Source organism: Aggregatibacter actinomycetemcomitans DSM 8324 (assembly GCF_000372365.1).
GTDB classification, from domain to species: Bacteria; Pseudomonadota; Gammaproteobacteria; order Enterobacterales; family Pasteurellaceae; genus Aggregatibacter; species Aggregatibacter actinomycetemcomitans.
Genome location: NZ_AQUU01000002.1, coordinates 157905 through 175227 on the forward strand (window position 1 = coordinate 157905; position 17323 = coordinate 175227).

At 47.7% G+C, this 17323-nt stretch carries 20 protein-coding genes and 2 pseudogenes; 10 read left to right on the forward strand and 12 right to left on the reverse strand.

Features of this window, described 5'->3' with window-relative positions:
- Positions 1-50: 50 nt before the first annotated feature.
- Complete coding sequence (locus A3CS_RS0101945; RefSeq protein WP_005544864.1) at positions 51-1094, reverse strand: glycosyltransferase family 9 protein; 1044 nt, start codon at positions 1092-1094, stop codon at positions 51-53.
- Between the two features lie 88 nt (positions 1095-1182).
- Between A3CS_RS0101945 and A3CS_RS0101950 the strand changes: the two genes are divergently transcribed.
- Positions 1183-1908, forward strand: a complete 726-nt coding sequence (locus A3CS_RS0101950) for a 3-deoxy-D-manno-octulosonic acid kinase (protein WP_005544863.1) — start codon at positions 1183-1185, stop codon at positions 1906-1908.
- A 48-nt stretch (positions 1909-1956) separates the two neighbouring features.
- Here the strand turns inward: A3CS_RS0101950 and coaD are convergent, their stop codons facing one another.
- Entirely contained in the window at positions 1957-2451 is a 495-nt protein-coding gene (coaD, locus tag A3CS_RS0101955; RefSeq protein WP_005544861.1) for a pantetheine-phosphate adenylyltransferase, read from the reverse strand.
- The gene (gene waaA / locus A3CS_RS0101960) at positions 2452-3735 is read right to left on the reverse strand and encodes a lipid IV(A) 3-deoxy-D-manno-octulosonic acid transferase (RefSeq protein ID WP_019518185.1); all 1284 of its coding nucleotides are present in this window, start codon (positions 3733-3735) and stop codon (positions 2452-2454) included.
- 98 nt (positions 3736-3833) lie between these two features.
- Here waaA and A3CS_RS0101965 point away from each other — a divergent pair, with 98 nt between their 5' ends.
- Together A3CS_RS0101965 and A3CS_RS1000000112170 are read left to right on the forward strand one after the other, a co-directional pair.
- Positions 3834-4595: a glycosyltransferase family 2 protein gene (locus A3CS_RS0101965; protein ID WP_005544857.1), complete on the forward strand. Its 762-nt coding sequence runs from the start codon at positions 3834-3836 to the stop codon at positions 4593-4595.
- 55 nt (positions 4596-4650) lie between these two features.
- Positions 4651-5047, forward strand: a pseudogene (locus tag A3CS_RS1000000112170) (transposase).
- 244 nt (positions 5048-5291) lie between these two features.
- Here A3CS_RS1000000112170 and nlpD read toward each other — a convergent pair.
- The 8 genes from nlpD to ftsB are packed head-to-tail and all read right to left on the reverse strand — an operon-like array spanning position 5292 to position 10516.
- The gene (nlpD, locus tag A3CS_RS0101975) at positions 5292-6461 is read right to left on the reverse strand and encodes a murein hydrolase activator NlpD (RefSeq protein WP_005544855.1); all 1170 of its coding nucleotides are present in this window, start codon (positions 6459-6461) and stop codon (positions 5292-5294) included.
- Positions 6462-6477: 16 nt separating this feature from the next.
- On the reverse strand, positions 6478-6669 hold the full coding sequence (locus A3CS_RS0101980) for a membrane protein (RefSeq protein ID WP_005544854.1): 192 nt from the start codon (positions 6667-6669) through the stop codon (positions 6478-6480).
- 14 nt (positions 6670-6683) lie between these two features.
- Complete coding sequence (locus tag A3CS_RS0101985) at positions 6684-7259, reverse strand: YqaA family protein (protein ID WP_019518186.1); 576 nt, start codon at positions 7257-7259, stop codon at positions 6684-6686.
- Between the two features lie 27 nt (positions 7260-7286).
- On the reverse strand, positions 7287-8027 hold the full coding sequence (gene surE / locus A3CS_RS0101990) for a 5'/3'-nucleotidase SurE (RefSeq protein WP_005544850.1): 741 nt from the start codon (positions 8025-8027) through the stop codon (positions 7287-7289).
- Between the two features lie 32 nt (positions 8028-8059).
- Complete coding sequence (truD, locus tag A3CS_RS0101995; protein WP_005567122.1) at positions 8060-9070, reverse strand: tRNA pseudouridine(13) synthase TruD; 1011 nt, start codon at positions 9068-9070, stop codon at positions 8060-8062.
- Complete coding sequence (ispF, locus tag A3CS_RS0102000; RefSeq protein ID WP_005570135.1) at positions 9067-9546, reverse strand: 2-C-methyl-D-erythritol 2,4-cyclodiphosphate synthase; 480 nt, start codon at positions 9544-9546, stop codon at positions 9067-9069. Before ispF ends, truD begins: the two co-directional genes overlap by 4 nt.
- Entirely contained in the window at positions 9543-10238 is a 696-nt protein-coding gene (ispD, locus tag A3CS_RS0102005) for a 2-C-methyl-D-erythritol 4-phosphate cytidylyltransferase (RefSeq protein ID WP_005544843.1), read from the reverse strand. Before ispD ends, ispF begins: the two co-directional genes overlap by 4 nt.
- Entirely contained in the window at positions 10238-10516 is a 279-nt protein-coding gene (gene ftsB, locus A3CS_RS0102010; RefSeq protein WP_005550726.1) for a cell division protein FtsB, read from the reverse strand. The genes ispD and ftsB overlap by 1 nt, the downstream gene beginning before the upstream one ends.
- Before the next feature lie 151 nt (positions 10517-10667).
- Between ftsB and rpe the strand changes: the two genes are divergently transcribed.
- From rpe to ftsX, 4 genes are all read left to right on the forward strand, one after another.
- A complete protein-coding gene (gene rpe / locus A3CS_RS0102015; protein ID WP_005544839.1) occupies positions 10668-11342 on the forward strand; it encodes a ribulose-phosphate 3-epimerase in 675 nt (224 codons plus the stop codon).
- 2 nt (positions 11343-11344) lie between these two features.
- The gene (locus A3CS_RS0102020; protein WP_005544838.1) at positions 11345-12019 is read left to right on the forward strand and encodes a phosphoglycolate phosphatase; all 675 of its coding nucleotides are present in this window, start codon (positions 11345-11347) and stop codon (positions 12017-12019) included.
- Between the two features lie 283 nt (positions 12020-12302).
- Positions 12303-12953 (forward strand): cell division ATP-binding protein FtsE, encoded by a 651-nt coding sequence (gene ftsE / locus A3CS_RS0102025; RefSeq protein ID WP_005544836.1) that lies wholly within the window; start codon positions 12303-12305, stop codon positions 12951-12953.
- Between the two features lie 8 nt (positions 12954-12961).
- On the forward strand, positions 12962-13897 hold the full coding sequence (gene ftsX, locus A3CS_RS0102030) for a permease-like cell division protein FtsX (RefSeq protein ID WP_019518187.1): 936 nt from the start codon (positions 12962-12964) through the stop codon (positions 13895-13897).
- 34 nt (positions 13898-13931) lie between these two features.
- Here ftsX and A3CS_RS01000000110780 read toward each other — a convergent pair.
- Positions 13932-14336: pseudogene (locus A3CS_RS01000000110780) on the reverse strand (threonine dehydratase); the annotation flags it as partial.
- Positions 14337-14430: 94 nt separating this feature from the next.
- Between A3CS_RS01000000110780 and A3CS_RS01000000110785 the strand changes: the two are divergent.
- From A3CS_RS01000000110785 to A3CS_RS1000000111840, 3 genes are all read left to right on the forward strand, one after another.
- Positions 14431-16395, forward strand: a complete 1965-nt coding sequence (locus tag A3CS_RS01000000110785; protein WP_459166217.1) for a VirB4 family type IV secretion/conjugal transfer ATPase — start codon at positions 14431-14433, stop codon at positions 16393-16395.
- 10 nt (positions 16396-16405) lie between these two features.
- Positions 16406-17134 carry a type IV secretion system protein gene (locus A3CS_RS0102045; protein WP_019518190.1) on the forward strand — a complete coding sequence of 243 codons (729 nt, stop codon included), beginning with the start codon at positions 16406-16408 and terminating at the stop codon, positions 17132-17134.
- Between the two features lie 13 nt (positions 17135-17147).
- On the forward strand, positions 17148-17323 hold a 176-nt coding region (locus tag A3CS_RS1000000111840), incomplete at its 3' end, for an EexN family lipoprotein (RefSeq protein WP_019518191.1).

Consider the following 17323-nt stretch of genomic DNA (forward strand, 5'->3'; position numbering starts at 1 on the left):
TTTTTTATGGAAAATGTCGTCAGGATCCACCGGATTTTTTAACCGCACTTTTACAGTAAATTCAACGCTTTCATCTGCGCGATCACATCCTGCACGTCAATTTGCGCCATCAGATTCTTCCCTTTCAGCTTCGTCGCCCACGGCAGTTGGGAGGACGGCTTACCATATTCTTGTTGCACATTTTGTTCATACACGGAAACCACGTTGGCGAGGTTACGGTAAGGGCCGGTACGCAGCGGGTTGTGATAGGCGTATAAACCGATAATTGGCGTGTCTTGTGTGGTAGCGATGTGCGCAGGGCCGGAATCCGGCGAAATCACCAAATCCACTTCGCGAATTAAAGCGGTAAGTTTGGTCAAGGTTAACTTGCCCGACGCATCTGTCGGTTCAAAATCACATAGCGCTTTGATTTCCTCAATCATCGCCAATTCGCGTAGTGCGGGCGAACTGCATAAAATCACGTTCACATCATGTTGGTGGGCAATATTTGCGACTTCGGCATAACGTTCCGCCAGCCAATCTTTTTCTTTTTTGCTGGAACACGGGGAAATCAGCAAATTTTTGCGATTCGGATCAAGGTAGCACAGCACTGTCGCCAGATCCGCTTCCGTCACCGACAAATCCCATTGCGCCGGCGCAGGTGGTACACCGAGCTCATCGGCAAATGCCATAAAACCGTCCAGCACATGCGGGTTGGTCGGATCCTGAATTCGACGATTCGTAAACAGCCACTGCCCTTCACGCGCCCGCTGTTTACCGAAACCGATACGATAGTCGGCATGAATCCCGAGGGACAAAATCGATGCGCGAAACGCCGTTTGCATATTGAGCAGCGCATCAAATCGGCGATGTTTCAGCTGCCGCCATAAATTCCACACGCCACGCCAACCGCACTTTTTGTCATACACGATAAACTCAATGCCCGGCACAGTGCGCAACAATTGTGCTTCGGTTTTGCCGATAATCCAGGTAATTTTCGTGTCTTTCCAATAGCGTTGAATATGTTGCACCGCCGCCAACGCATGGCAAACATCGCCGATGGCGGATAAACGCAGAATGCAAAGGGATTTTGGAGCTTGAGTGAAAAGAGCCATGGGTTTCCGCTGATTTCGGTTAAATTTGGGAATTGGCGTATTTTAAAGTAGAATGCGCCTATTCGCTATCTCATTTTCATCACTCAAAATGCTTGAATTTCAACTCAAAAACGATTTTTTTCTGTTTAATTTCGACCAACCTTTGGCAAACCAAGTGCAATTTTTCGAGGTGGCTTTCTGGCAGCAACAAAACCGCGTTATCGGCTCGGCAAAAGGTCGTGGCACCACGTGGTTTCTGCAAACGGCGGATTTATTCGGCGTGAACACGGCGCTACGTCATTATTATCGCGGCGGCTTGTGGGGCAAAATCAACAAAGATCGTTATCCTTTCAGCGAACTGAAAAACACCCGTAGTGTTGCCGAATTTAATTTGTTAAATCAATTGTATCAGGCAGGCTTACCGGTTCCCAGACCTATCGGCGCGCGGGTGTGCAAAGGCAATTTAGGCATGTGTTATCAGGCGGATTTATTAAGCGAAAAAGTCGAAAATGCCCGCGATCTGACCGCACTTTTACAAACACAAAACCTTGAATCAACCCAATGGCGACAAATCGGCGCGCTAATCCGCCGCTTGCACGATTTACAAATCTGCCACACGGATCTCAACGCTCACAATATTCTGTGCCAACAAACAGACAACGGCAATCCATTCTGGCTTATTGACTTCGATAAGTGCGGTGAAAAATCCGGGCATTTTTGGAAGGAAGCCAACCTGCAACGGCTACATCGCTCATTCAACAAAGAAGCGGCGCGTATGCACATTCACTTTACCGAGCAGAATTGGCAGGATTTGTTGGAGGGGTATTCGGGGTAAAGGCGCCAAATGGTGCGTTTACACGCACCCTACTCATCTCATTAAAATTTACGTACCCTCCCCACGCAACTCACGCTTTGCCTGCAACGCCTTCAATACCGCAGGCGGAACCAGTTGGCTCATGTCGCCGTTGTGTAGATAAATTTCGCGGATCATAGTGGAGGAGACGTACGACCATTGTTCTACCGGCGGGAAAAACAGGCTTTCGACGCCGTGGGTGAGCAGGCGGTTAAGATGGGCTAACTGAACTTCGTATTCAAAGTCCGTGGTGCTGCGCACGCCGCGAATAATGGCTTTAACGTCATATTGGGCGATGGTGTGCGCCAGTAAATTATCGAAACCGATGACTTCCACGTTCGGCAAATGGGCAGCGGCTTGGCGCACCAGTTCCACCCGTTCCGTCAAGCTGAATAACGGCTTTTTGCTCGGGCTTTCCGCCACCGCCACTAAAACGCGCGGAAAAAGCACCGCACTTCGTTCGATAATGTTCAAATGCCCGTTGGTTAACGGGTCAAAAGTGCCGGGATAAATTACCGTGATCATCTAATTCGCCTCGTCTAAATAAGGTTTTAACAAATCCATGACGCGTTGCAATGCGCCGCGATTCTCATTTAATACCGCATAACCGGCATTGCCGTAGCATTCGCCCAATGTCGGCGATGATAAAAACTGCGCCACCGCCTCCGCCACTGCCTGCGGGCTATCTTCCGTTATCACGACACCTTGGCGTTCAATTAATTTGCCGAAAACTTCAGGGAAATTAAAGGCATGTTTGCCGCTGATCACCGGCAATTTAAATGCCAGGGGTTCCAACGGGTTATGCCCGCCGTGCGCCACCAAACTGCCGCCCACCAATGCCACGTTCGCCATACCATATAACAACATCAACTCGCCCATGGTATCGCCAAGCAACACTTGCGTTTCCGCCTGTGGCACGGCATGGCTACTACGCCGAATATAATGAAAGCCCTGCTGTTCAATGAGCTGCGCCACCGAATTAAAACGCTCGGGGTGGCGCGGCACCAGAATCAGCAATAAATCGGGATAATGCACCAATAAAGTGCGGTGACTTTTTAAGATGATTTCATCTTCACCTTCATGAGTACTGGCGGCAATCCAAATAGGGCGTCGGGTATTCCATTGCACTTTTAACGCAGTGATGTTATTCAGCAAATCGTCCGTTAAATTTAAATCATATTTAATATTGCCCATCAGCGTTAAACGTTCGGGTGCAATGCCTAATTGGGCATAACGCGCCAGACTCACGTCATCTTGCGGTGCAATCATGGTGATGTTATCCAACAATGGTTTTAGCTGATGTTTAAACCAGCCGTAACGCTTGGCAGAACGCGCCGATAAGCGGGCATTCACGATAATAAACGGAATTTTTCTTTGCGATAAGTGATGAATCAGGTTAAACCACAGTTCCGTTTCAATGACGAGTACCACGCGTGGTTGCACAAAGCGAATAAAACGGGCGACAGCATCAGGTAAATCATAAGGCAAATAAACGTGGGTGACGCTCTCGCCGAAAACCGCCTTGACACGATCGGAGCCGGTGGGCGTCATGGTCGTCACGGTGATCGCCAAATGCGGGTAATCTTGCTGAATACGTTTAATTAACGGCACAGCGGCGATCACCTCGCCCACAGACGCGGCATGAATAAGCACGCCGTTGGGTTTCGGTGTGGACAATTCGCCGTAAAACGCGTAACGTTCGCCTAAACGTTTGCGGTAATTAGGCGCTTTGAAGCCTCGAAACAGCACCGAAAGCCACAAAAAAGGCTGCACAAGATACATTAAACAGGTATAAAAAAAACGTAACATAGAAAATACGCCGGCTTATGTTAGAATTGCGAACATTTCATAATGATAAACAAGCGCTTAGTATAAGCGTTTGCAGCAGATTCACAAAGGATAAAAATATGCCTACCATCAGCGTTGCAATGATTGTCAAAAACGAGGCGCACCACCTCGCATCGTGCCTGGATACGGTGAAAGATTGGGTGGATGAAATCGTCATTTTAGATTCCGGCAGCACGGACGACACGCAACGCATCGCCGAACAATATCACGCCAAATTTTATCAAAACACCGACTGGCCGGGCTTCGGCAAACAACGGCAATTAGCCCAACGCTATGTCACCGGCGATTATGTATTGTGGCTGGACGCGGACGAACGGGTCACGCCGGAATTGCGTCAATCCATTCAAAATGCCATCGCGCAGGACGCGCCGAATACGGCATACAAAATCCCGCGCTTAAGTGAAGTGTTCGGCAGCCAAATTCGCCATTCCGGCTGGTATCCCGATTATGTCATTCGCCTGTATCGCACGGATTTCGCACGCTACGGCGATCAACTGGTCCACGAAAAAGTGGAATTGCCCGCCAATGCCGACATTCAAAAATTAAACGGAGATCTGTTGCACTACACTTATCAGGATATTCATCATTATTTAGTGAAATCCGCCGGCTACGCCAAAGCCTGGGCGGAACAACGGGAAAAATCCGGTAAAAAAACCACCTTATGGCAGGGCATCAGCCACGCCATCGGCTGTTTTGTGAAAATGTATTTTATCCGATTGGGATTTTTAGACGGCAAAGCAGGGTTACTGCTGGCAATTCTCTCGGCGCATTCAACGTTTATAAAATATGCGGATTTGTGGGTGCGGACGAGAGGGAAATAGAGTGAAAAAGTGATCTGCACCCCAAAACCTGGACACCTAATTTGAGGTGCAGATTATGTCTTACTCTTATCAATTTCGTTTAGAAATTATCAAACAGGTCACCTAGCAGGATTTTGGTATCCGTGAGGTGGCTGAACTTCATCAGATTCCTCATTCTCAAGTCATTTATTGTGGTTAAAGCCTTTCGTGAAAGAAGGCTTGATGGCGTAAAATCACCTTACACAAACCTAAAACCTCCAAAATTCTGAAACCCAAAATGAAAAAAACGCAGATTGAAGTGGCTTGAAACAAGCGACTTTTCACCACAAGCCTTTAAAAAACTGAAACGGGAACCTGCCCTTGCAAAAGAGGAGATTGATTATCTAAAAAAGTTAGTGGAATTAGACAATCAAAAACGACGGCAGAAAAAGAAAAGTCATCGAAAAGTTAAAGGAAAAACATGCCTTAAATGACCTGCTGCAAGTGTCCGAAATACCTAGTTCAACCTTTTATTATCAACAGGGCAGGATTACAGCCGGGTAAATTTGGTGTATTACAACCAAAACGAATTAAACCCGATTTAAAAGTATTGAGCCCGGTACAGTACCGAGCTCAATACTTAAGTTAACTAACCTGTCCAACTTTTGGGAGGCAGATCAAAGTGCGGTCCGAAAAACACCTAAATTTCTGACCGCACTTTTTGTTGTGTTTTGTCGATTAACGACGTGGGAGATAACGCAACGGATCCACGGATTTGCCTTTGTAACGAATTTCAAAGTGCAGTTTCACGCCGTTGGTGCCGGTGCTGCCCATTTTTGCGATTTGCTGACCGGCTTTGATTTCCTGCTGGTCTTTTACCAAAATACTGTCGTTGTGGGCGTAGGCGCTGAGGAAATCATCATTGTGTTTGATGATGATCAGGTTGCCGTAACCGCGTAAGGCGTTACCCGCGTAAACCACTCGACCTGCGGCGGCGGCATTGACTGCTTGTCTGCGAGAACCACTGATGTCGATGCCTTTGTTACCGCCGTCGGCGTTAGAGAAACCTTGAATCACATTGCCGTTGGTCGGCCAGCGCCATGCCACGTTGGATACTGCCGGTGCGGTGCCCGCTTGGGTTATCGGCTGATTGGTTGCCGGTGCAGCAGTACCTACGCCGGCTTTAATCGGGCCGGTAATCGTGCCGTCGGAACCATATTGTGTGCCGTTTGCGCCCGGGGTGTAAGTTACGGTCGGTTCACCACCTTGCGTAGCCGGTTGGGTGACCGTCGGTTGCATTTGCGGTGCAGCTTTCGTTTGCACCGTAGCCGTTGTGCCGCGGCTCACCTTTAAGGTTTGTCCGACGCTTAAGCTGTAAGGTTCGGACATATTATTCAACGCCGCCAATTCTTTCACATCCAAACCAGAAATGTAGGCGATAAGGAACATGGTGTCACCTTTGCGTACGGTATAGGTTTCACCTTTGTAGAAACCTTTGTTGATTTGGCTGTAATCCGGTGCGTTAGTGGTCGGGTTACGTGGAATGGTGAAATCCTGGGATGCCTGTTGCGGTTGATTTTGCGCGGCAGGTTGGGTTTGCTGAACCGGCTGTGCTTGCAGTGCAGACTGTTGATACATCGGTTGAAAATTCGGCTGCGGAGTAGATTGTGCGCCGGTCGCCTGTAGATTGTTCGACTGGGCAATCGGACCGTTCATCGAAGCGGGTACATTGCCTTGTTGGATTTGCGGTTCCCATGTGCTATTGCCGCCATCGGTTGAACCGTCCACCGGTTGCATGAGTCCCGGGGATAAGGTACCGTCGGCGTTTTCCACCGGTGCCGGTGTATTCGAAGTACAGGCCGCTAACACGGCAATGCTGATCGGTAACAGTAAAAAAGAGCTTTTCATTTGTCGGATTCCTTAATTATTGCATATTGATTGGCATACTTTGTTGTTGAATTTCAGGCACCCAGCTGCCGCCTGCGATGGCGCCGGTGCCTTCCACCGGTTGCATAATGCCCGGCGGCAGATCGTTTTCGTCTTTCGGTATCTCATCATGTGAAGAACAAGCCGCTAACGTTAACGACATAGATAGTAACAGAATCAGTTTCTTCATTTTCGTGACCTTATTTAACGTAAAATTAAATACACGACGGCGGCTAATGCCACCACCGACCAACCGATGAATTCGATAGATTTACGTAATTTGGCGGCAAATTTTTCACCACCCCAGGCGGCTAATTTGGCGACCAGTAAGAACCGCGCCGTACGGGAAATAAACGCAGTAATTACGAATGGTATAAACGCCATTTGCATCACGCCGGCGCAAATGGTAAACACTTTGTACGGAATCGGCGAAAAGCCTGCCACGAACACCACCAACATGCCCCAGCGTTCAAACCAGTGAATGGTGGTTTGCCATGATGCCTGATAGCCCCATTGGGTAATGTAATGTTCGACCAAATTAAAAGCATAATAGCCTAACGCGTAACCTATCATCCCGCCGAGTACGGAGGCTGTGGCGGTAAACATGGCAAATTTCACCGCACTTTGCGGTTTTGACATGGACATCGGAATTAACATCACATCCGGCGGAATTGGGAAGAAAATCGCCTCAATAAAACTCACGAAAGACAACCAGAAAGGCGCGAAACGGTGTTTCGACCATTGCATGGTTTTGTCGTACATGGCGCCAAATAGCTTCATCTTGCATTCCTGTCCTAAAAGATTGCATTATTCACTTTCTAACCAACGTTGTAAAGCGTTGATTGAGTGGTGCGCGGTCATGTCCACCTGAATCGGCGTAATGGAAACATAGCCGTTTTTCACCGCGTGGAAATCGGTGCCTTCGCTTTCATATTCCGGCAAGCCGCTGAGCCCGATCCAATACATGTCTTCGCCACGCGGGCTTTGCTGTTTAATCACTTCAGAAGCGGAAGAACGGTAGCCCAAATGGCACACTTTAATGCCTTTCAGTTCTTCGTAAGGCACATCGGGCACGTTAATATTCAGAATTTCGTGTTTGCCTAATAATTGGGCGTGTAATTTCGGCACCAAATCGCATACCACGCGCGCCGCCGTTTCAAAATGTTGACGACCATCGAGCGATACCGCAATAGACGGCAAGCCCAGATGACGCCCTTCAAATGCTGCCGCGACCGTGCCGGAATATAGCACATCATCGCCCAGATTCGCCCCGGCGTTGATGCCGGAAATCACCAAATCGATGCGCCCGGAAAGAAAACCGTTCAGCGCAATATGCACGCAATCCGCCGGCGTGCCGTTGACGCAATAATCACCGCTTTCCAAATGTAACGGATACAACGGCTTCACCAAGGTTAAGGAACTGGAGGCGGCGCTGCGGTTGCTGTCCGGCGCGACGATGGTCACATTGGCAATCTTACGCAATGCTTCTGCCATCACACGAATGCCCGGCGCGTGAATGCCGTCATCGTTACTTAATAAAATATTCATGTTCTTGTTATTCCTGTTTTTCTTCTCGTTTTTCAGTTTTCAACATTCACCAGCTCGCGTACCAACGCCGTGGCGTAACTGCCTGCCGGCAAATAAAATTTAAGGCGCAAACCGTTCGGTTCAAATTGCCATTGAAACTGTTGCGCCTGCATTAAAATCGGACGGCGGGCGGCTTTCACGCGTTCTTGCCGCATCAAATGGAACAAGGCTTGGTGCGCGACAAAAATTTCATTCTCAAAATCCACCGCACTTTTGTCCTCTTCGCCGATAAGCGGTGCGGTAAGCAAAATATCCCGTTGTGCCAAGCGTTGTTGCAGTTGCGTCAAATCTTCCGATGCGTCCGCCACAAACCAACTGTGCGAACCGTTCAGTTGCAAAACGTCTCCATTTAAGACCTGCTGCGCCAGACTGAGTTCAATACGTTTGGCAACGATTAAATTGAAAATCTCACTGCGGGCGGCGGAAATATAGAAACTGCGCTTGTTGCGATCTTTCACTTTGATTTCGCCCGCCGCCCAGCGTAGGGCTTGGGTGAGATTGTTGCCGTCGCGCCCGAAACGCTGTTCGGTGAAATAATTGGGGAAGCCGTTTTTTGCCAGAAAATCCAACCGCACTTTGAGCTCGTCGGTTTCTTCCGCGTGGCGCAGCAAAATCTCAAAATGATTGCCTTGCAGGCTGCCGATACGGATTTTGCGTTGGTGGCGGGTCACTTCAAGAATATCCACGCCGTCAAGGTGAAATTGGCTGAAATCCGGCGTCGGTTGCCCGGGCATTTGCAGGCTGAACCATTGTTCGGTGACAGCTTTGCGATCTTTCAAACCGGCATAACTCATGTTGCGTGCCGAAATGCCGGCGAATTTCGCCAGTTGCTCGCCTACAAACAAGGTGTTGCAATCGGTTTTGCGTATTTTCACCGCCACGAATTCGCCGTCGCCGCTCATGTCGTAGCCCAGTTGCTCTTTGACGACAAAATCCGCGCATTCCGCTTTTAAAAGTGCGGTCTGTTTTGGCGGCGTTTTTTGCAAATAGGCGAGTTCCATCATGGTTTACGCACCAGCAACGCCACCGCTTCGCAGGCAATGCCTTCACCGCGACCGGTAAACCCGAGTTTTTCAGTGGTGGTGGCTTTGACATTCACCTGTTCTATATCGCACGCCAAATCCTGCGCAATCAGCGCGCGCATGGCGTCAATATGTGGGCGCATTTTCGGCGCTTGGGCGATGATGGTGACATCTACGTTGCCTACGCAATAGCCCTTTTCCTGAACCTGACGGTAGGCTTCGCGCAACAATACGCGACTGTCCGCGCCTTTGTATTGCATATCCGTGTCGGGGAACAGTTTGCCGATGTCGCCCAATGCCGCCGCGCCGAGCAACGCATCGGTTAGCGCGTGCAATGCCACATCGCCGTCGGAATGGGCGATAAAGCCTTTATCAAAGGGAATGGTGACACCGCCGATAATGAGCGGGTTGTTGGTGCCGAAAGCGTGCACGTCAAAACCATGGCCGATTCGTATCATATTGTCTTCCTCGTTAAGTAAAATTCCGCCAGCGCCAAATCTTCCGGGCGGGTGACTTTAATGTTATCACTACGCCCCGCCACCAAGTGCGGTCGAAATCCCGCGAGTTCCATGGCGGAAGCTTCGTCGGTGACGGCAAACTGCTGCTGTTTGGCGCGGGTTAAAGCGTCGCGTAATAAATCTGCACGGAAAAACTGCGGGGTTTGTGCCAACCATAATTGGCTACGATCTTCCGTGTGGGCAATTTGTTGCGAAGGCAGGGCGCGCTTAATGGTGTCCGTTGCCGGAATGGCGAGAATAGCGCCGTTATCATCTTGAATTTCAAGTAATTTTTCTAAATCGCCGTGAGTTAAACAAGGGCGCGCCGCGTCGTGCACCATCACCCAAACGTCGGCGCCCGCGTCCTGCACGGCATTTAAACCGTTGAGTACGGAATCGGCACGGGTTTCACCGCCTTCCACCAACTGAATTTTCGGGTTTTGGCTGAGCTTAAGTTGGTCAATATAAGGATCATCGGCGGCGACCGCCAGCACGATTCGGCTGATGTGCGGATAAGCCAACAGTACGTTTAAGGTGTGCTGTAAAATCGGCTGTCCGTGAATGTGAAGATATTGTTTCGGTTTGTCCGCCTGCATTCGACTGCCGATGCCGGCGGCGGGAACGACGGCGATAATCTTGCGGGTTGAGGTCATTATTTGTGTTCTTTGACGATGTGATAAAAGGTTTCGTTCGGTTTTACCATTTCATGCTGCAGACGGGCGCGCTCTTCGATGGCATCCACACCTTCTTTTAAATCTTTGATTTCCGCTGCAATAATTTGATTGCGCTGGGAAAGTTTTTCATTTTCCTGCTGGTGTACGGCGATTTCTTTGGTGGTGTTTTTGTAGTCCGTATACCCATTCTTACCGAACCAAAAATCGTACTGAAACAGCAATAAAACCGCTATTAAAAGAGAAATAAATAAACGCATAAAAAACCGCTAAATCGAAAAAAAATTGCGCCTAGTTTACCTTGAATCGTATCAAAATGCGACATTGCCCGCCCGGTGCGGAATAATTTCTTAAAAATTGGGTTATATCGTAGTAAGATAAGGCAATTTTGACAGCCTGAGAGGTGAGACCATGAAACCCTATTTAATTGCGCCGTCCATTCTTTCCGCCGACCTTGCCCGCTTGGGTGAAGACGTGGAAAAGGTATTAAAGTGCGGTGGCGATGTGATTCATTTTGATGTGATGGATAACCATTATGTGCCGAATTTAACCTTCGGTCCCGCCGTGTGCAAAGCCTTACGCGATTACGGCATCACAGCACCCATTGATGTGCATTTGATGGTGAAACCGGTGGATCGCATTATTCCCGATTTCGCCAAAGCCGGCGCCAGCTACATTACTTTCCACCCCGAAGCATCCGAACATATCGACCGCACTTTACAGCTCATTCGCGACTGCGGTTGCAAATCCGGTTTGGTTTTCAACCCCGCCACGCCGTTAAGCTATTTGGATTATGTGATGGATAAAGTGGATATTATTCTGCTGATGTCGGTGAACCCGGGTTTTGGCGGACAATCTTTCATTCCGGCGACATTGGATAAACTCAAACAGGCGAGAAAACGCATTGATGACAGCGGCTTTGATATTCGTTTGGAAGTGGATGGCGGCGTGAAAGTCTCCAACATCGCCGAGGTGGCACGCGCCGGGGCGGATATGTTTGTTGCCGGTTCGGCGATTTTCGACCAGCCGGATTATCAAAAAGTCATTGATGAAATGCGTCAACAATTAGCCACAGTAGGGAAATAAGCATGACAGGACAATTTAAATTAATCGGTTTTGATTTGGACGGCACGCTGGTGGACAGCCTGCCGGATTTGACGTTATCGGTGAATTCGGCGTTGGCGGAATTCGATTTGCCGCAAGCGCCGGAAGCGTTGGTGCTGACCTGGATTGGCAATGGCGCGCAGATTTTAATCGCCCGCGCCTTGGAATGGGCGACGGCGCAATCGGGTAAAACTTTGACGGAAGCGCAGATTGCCACGCTAAAAGAACGTTTTAATGTGTTTTACGGCGAAAATATTTGTAACCGTAGCCGTTTATTTCCTAACGTCAAAGACACCCTGCAAAAACTCAAAGCCAAAGGCTACCGCTTGGCGGTGGTCACCAATAAACCGACCCAACACACCCGTCCCGTGTTAAAGGCGTTCGGCATTGAAGACTTGTTCGATGAAGTGCTGGGCGGTCAATCCTTACCGGCAATCAAACCGCATCCCGGTCCGTTGTTCTATTTATGTGGCAAATTCGGTTTGTATCCGAAACAAGTGTTGTTCGTGGGCGATTCCCGCAATGACATTATTGCCGCGCACAATGCCGGCTGCCCGGTGGTGGGATTAACCTACGGTTATAACTACAACATCCCGATTGCCGAATCCCACCCGGATTGGGTGTTTGAAGATTTTGCGGAATTGTTGACGATGGTTTAATGGATAGTCTGTTTTGACTGTAATTATCATTTTATCAACGTTATGATTCTCGCCTTCCCCTGTTTGCGGGGAGGGGGGGACGTATCACGTTTTGAGCGCCTGCTCTGCCGGCGACCCCGAAGAGGATAGCAAGTAAAGAATGAACTTGCGAATAACTTGTCCCGAAGAGACTGAAAGGAAAATACCTAAATTTTCGACCGCACTTTCCCCCCCCCTCAGCCTTCGGCAGCTCACCCCGTAAACGGGAGGGAGCCAAGATTGACACAACATATTAGAGAAAAAAATGATTCGATTTGCAAATGTGAGTAAAGCTTATTTGGGCGGGAAGCCTGCCCTGCAAGGGTTAAGCTTTCATTTACCGGCGGGCAGTATGACCTATCTGGTGGGGCATTCCGGCGCGGGGAAAAGTACCCTGTTAAAATTAATTATGGGCATGGAGCGCGCCAATGGCGGACAAATTTGGTTTAACGGGCACGACATCACCCGTTTATCTCGTCACGAAGTGCCGTTTTTGCGCCGTCAAATCGGCATGGTGCACCAGGATTACCGCTTATTGCCCGATCGTTCGGTATTGGATAACGTCGCTTTACCGTTGATTATTGCCGGGCAACATCCGAAAGATGCGAACAGTCGCGCCTTGGCGGCGTTAGATCGTGTGGGGTTGCGCGATCGAGCCAATCATTTGCCGGCGCATTTGTCCGGTGGGGAACAGCAACGCATTGATATTGCCCGCGCGGTGGTGCATAAGCCACAATTATTGTTGGCGGATGAACCGACCGGCAACTTGGATGGCGCCTTATCCTTAGAAATTTTCAATTTATTTGAAGAATTTAACCGCCTCGGCATGACGGTGTTAATCGCCACCCATGACATCGGCATCGTGCAACAAAAACCGAAACCTTGCTTAGTGCTTGAGCAAGGCTATTTACGCTAGGAGGTATCATGAATTCCGGTCGTATGCGTTTTCCTTCTGGCATGCAAAGTGCGTATGTGTTGCGCGCCGTGCTGGCGGATTTGTTGAAACGCAAGTTCGCCACATTGTTGACGGTGTTGGTGATTGCCGTATCGTTCACGATTCCTACCGTCAGTTATCTGCTTTGGAAAAACATTCACCACGCCACCACGCAGTTTTATCCAGAAAGCGAATTGACCGTGTATTTGCATAAAAATCTGTCGGAAGACGATGCCAATTTGGTGGTGGAGAAAATCCGTCAGCAAGAAGGCGTGGAGTCTCTTAATTACATTTCCCGTCAGGAAAGCCTGAATGAATTTCGCCATTGGTCGGGTTTTAGCGAAGAACTGGACGTATTGGACGACAACCCGCTGCCTGCCGTGGTGGTGATTAAGCCGACGAAGGCATTTAACGAATCGCAAAAACGTAACGAATTGCGCGCAACGTTAGATAAAATCAAAGGCGTGCAGGAAGTGCGGTTGGATAACGACTGGCTGGAAAAACTGACTGCGCTGACTTGGCTGGTGGCGCATGTGGCGATTTTCTGTACCGTACTCATGGCGCTCGCCGTTTTCTTAGTCATCGGCAACAGCATCCGCGCCGATGTGTACAGCAACCAAGCCAACATTGAAGTGATGAAACTGCTCGGCGCCACCGATCAATTCATCCTCCGCCCGTTCCTCTACACCGGCATGATTTACGCCGTGTTCGGCGGTCTGTTTGCCTGCATTTTCAGCAGCCTGACCATCGGCTACTTCACCGGCGCCGTGAAATACGTCACCGACATTTTCGCCGTCAGCTTCAATTTAAACGGCTTAGGCTTAGTAGAATTTTTATTCCTGCTGATCGTCTGCACCATCATGGGCTACATCGGCGCCTGGTTATCGGCAACGCGCTATATTCAGTTGTTGGATAAGAAAGGTTAAGGGATAAAAGTGCGGTCGTTTCTACAGGCGTTTTTTAACACAAAAAATAGCGATAGGATTTGCTGTCGGTGACGTCCTGATAAACGTAGCCCAGTTGTTCTAACGCCTGTTCAAGTTCGGCACCGTTGCCTTGTTATAACTGGAAGCCGGCAAGAATGTTGCCGCAATCCGCCCCGTGGGCGCGGTCGTGGAACAGGGAAATTTTCCAGCGGGTGCCGAGGGTTTCGAGGAATTTCAGCAATGCGCCTTTTTGTTCCGGGAATTCAAAGGTGTAAAGGCGTTCGCCATGGTCGGCGACCCATCCGCCCATTAAATAGCGTACATGAGTTTTGGCGATGTCATCGTCGGAAATATCTTCCACATCGAAGCTGTTTTGTGTGAGATCGACGATGATGTTCGCTTTTTCCGCTTCATCTAAGGTACGAACCCCGATGAACACCCCTTATTCAAAACTGGAAAAAATATCTCGTAAAACAACCAAGTTAAAGGATAAAAAACAGGAGCTTGCTTATCAGTTAGAGACTATGCAAGAAATGTGTTCCCGCTTGGATAAAGCACTGGAAGATTTTCGCGGTGAAGCTTTAACAACCTTTAGTAAAGGCGGTGCGCTTTATTCTGAACAATTATCGTTTTACAACTATCTGATTACAAATCGTTGGCAACCGGTACGCGTTACCTCCACGTCGTTTTATCACTTACTGGGGAATACCGATTTACATTTTGGCAAAGAAACCGGGCAAATTACTTTTAATGGTGAAAGCCGTTTCTTCCGCTGTCTTGAAATTAAAGATTATACGGAAGAAACCTGTGAGGGTTTTTTTGACGCATTAATGTATATCAATGCCGATTATGTCATTACACAATCTTTTCAGGCTATGCCAAGCAATGTTGCAAAAGAGAAGTTAGACAGACAGCAAAAACGCTTAAATTCCTCAAATGAGGCTGCCATTTCGCAAGTTGATAATTTAACTGTTGCATTGGATGATTTAGCAAGTGGTCGTTTATCCTTTGGTTATTATCATTTTGGCATGATGGTGTACGGTGATTCTATAAAAGATGTTACTGATAAAACCAATGAAATTATTGCGGTATTAAGTAGTTTAGGTTTGATTATTACATTGGCAAATACGGCGTTAAGCGCGTCTTATTTCGGTCAATTCCCGGCAAATTTTGCCTACCGTCCACGCCTGGCAATGTTAAGTTCAAGAAATTATGCGTCGCTAACTTCTTTACATAATTTTGCCTCCGGTAAACGCAACGGGAACCCTTGGGGAGACGCGGTAACGTTACTGAAAACGCCAAACGGTCAACCGTACTATTTTAATTTTCATCAAAGTGCACCCGGTGTTGATGACAGAGGCGAAAAACGGTTGGGGAATACCGCAGTATTCGGGCAAGCAGGTTCCGGTAAAACTATGTTGATGACGTTTCTCATGACACAACTGGATAAATTCAGACATACCTCTACTTTTTTACCAACCTCGGTAAAACGTGAATTGACAATGGTATATCTGGATAAAGATTACGGTGCGGAAGCCTGTATTCGTGCCATGGGCGGAAAATACATGCTGATCCGTAAAGGTGCGCCGACCGGTTTTAATCCGTTTATGTGTGAAAACACGCCGGAAAATCTGTCTTTCCTTTCCACGTTGATGAAAATGTTAGTTACGCGTAAAGGCAGAACGTTGTCATCCCTCGATGAAGAAGAATTATTCAAGGCGGTTAAATCGGTGATGGAATTTGATATGGAATACCGCAGTTATCCGATTTCACGCGTGATTGAACATTTGCCGGAAGGCTCAACTAAAGCCGAAAAAGAAAACTCCCTTGCCCGTCGTTTGAAAAACTGGGCGCAAGGTGGGGAATTCGGTTGGGTATTTGATAATCCTGCCGATACGTTAGATTTTACCGGGCATGCCGTATTTGGCATTGATGGTACGGAGTTTTTAGATGACCAGGATACTTGTAGTCCGCTTTCTTTCTACTTATTACACCGTATCGGAAAATTATTAGATGGTCGTCGTTTGATCATTTTTATGGATGAATTCTGGAAATGGTTAAAAGATGAAGCGTTTTCCGACTTTGCCTATAACAAATTAAAAGTTATTCGGAAAGAAGATGGAATTGTCATACCGATGACCCAAAGTATGGATGAAGTGTTGAAAAGCCCAATTTCCCGCGCGGTAGTTGAGCAATGTGAAACAACCATTTGTTTACCTAACCCGATTGCCCGCAAAGTGGATTATGTGGATGGTTTTGGAATCAGCGAAAAACAATTTGAAATTATCCGTGAATTACAACCGGATTCCCGTACTTTCTTAGTGCGTAAAGGGCTCGAAACTGCTTTAGCTAAGTTAGATTTAAGCGGTTTAGGTCGTGAAAACTTAAAAATTCTGTCAACCAGTAAGGATAACGCAGAAATCCTACATCAAATTATCGATGAAGTTGGCGAAGCCGCTAATGACTGGATTCCTATTTATAAACAACGTTGTGTATAAGGAGAACGTGATGAAAATGTTTAAAAAACTCACTTTAGTTGCCGTTTTGTCTCTGCCGGTATTGGTGCAAGCCGGAATTCCGGTTGTTGATGCCGCAGCTGCCGGTCAACGTCAAATGAGCATGCTTCAAACGGTGCAACAATGGGCAAAAGAGGCTAAACAGTGGACGGATACAGTTTCGCATTATAAAAATGAGCTGAAAGCGTATGCCGACCAATTAGCCTCACAAACCGGTATTCGTGATGTACAAGCCTTTATTGGTGAAGCGCATAGTTTATATGGTGAAATAAATGGCTTAAAATCTGAGTTTACCCCGGTTATTAATTTGGTTTCCGGTGGAAAAGACGCATTAAGCGCGAATGCTAAAAGCCTGTTTGAAAAATACAACCTTTTTGACCGTTGTAAGAATTTACGTCAAGGTGAAATTACTTCCTGTGAAGCAAATATTGTTTCCACTGTGGAAAGCATGAGCTTCTTAGATTCGTTTGAAAGTAACGTCAATAGTAAATTGAAAACTATTGATAAACTCGCTAAACGGATGACAAAATCTCAAGACGTCAAAGAAAGCCAGGACTTAAAAAATGCAATGGACGTGCAGTTGGCCGCATTGCAATCACAAAAAGTCCAGTTGGATTTATTCAACGCACGGCAAACGGAATACCGACGCTTAATGAATGAGCAACAAAAACAGTTAGCGTCTCAACGTCGCTCAAACGTTAAGGGCGTTATATTCAATTAATACGGAGTAAAAGATGAAAAAACTTTTTATCGCATTATTTATATTAACTTTAAGTGCTTGTTCAGAAGAAGTTAAAAGTGTGGAGTATTACAAAGAACATACGACTGAACGTCAAAAAATGTTAGAAGAATGTGAGAAAAAGGCGGAGCCATTAATGGCAAACTCCAATTGTAGTAATGCAAATAAAGC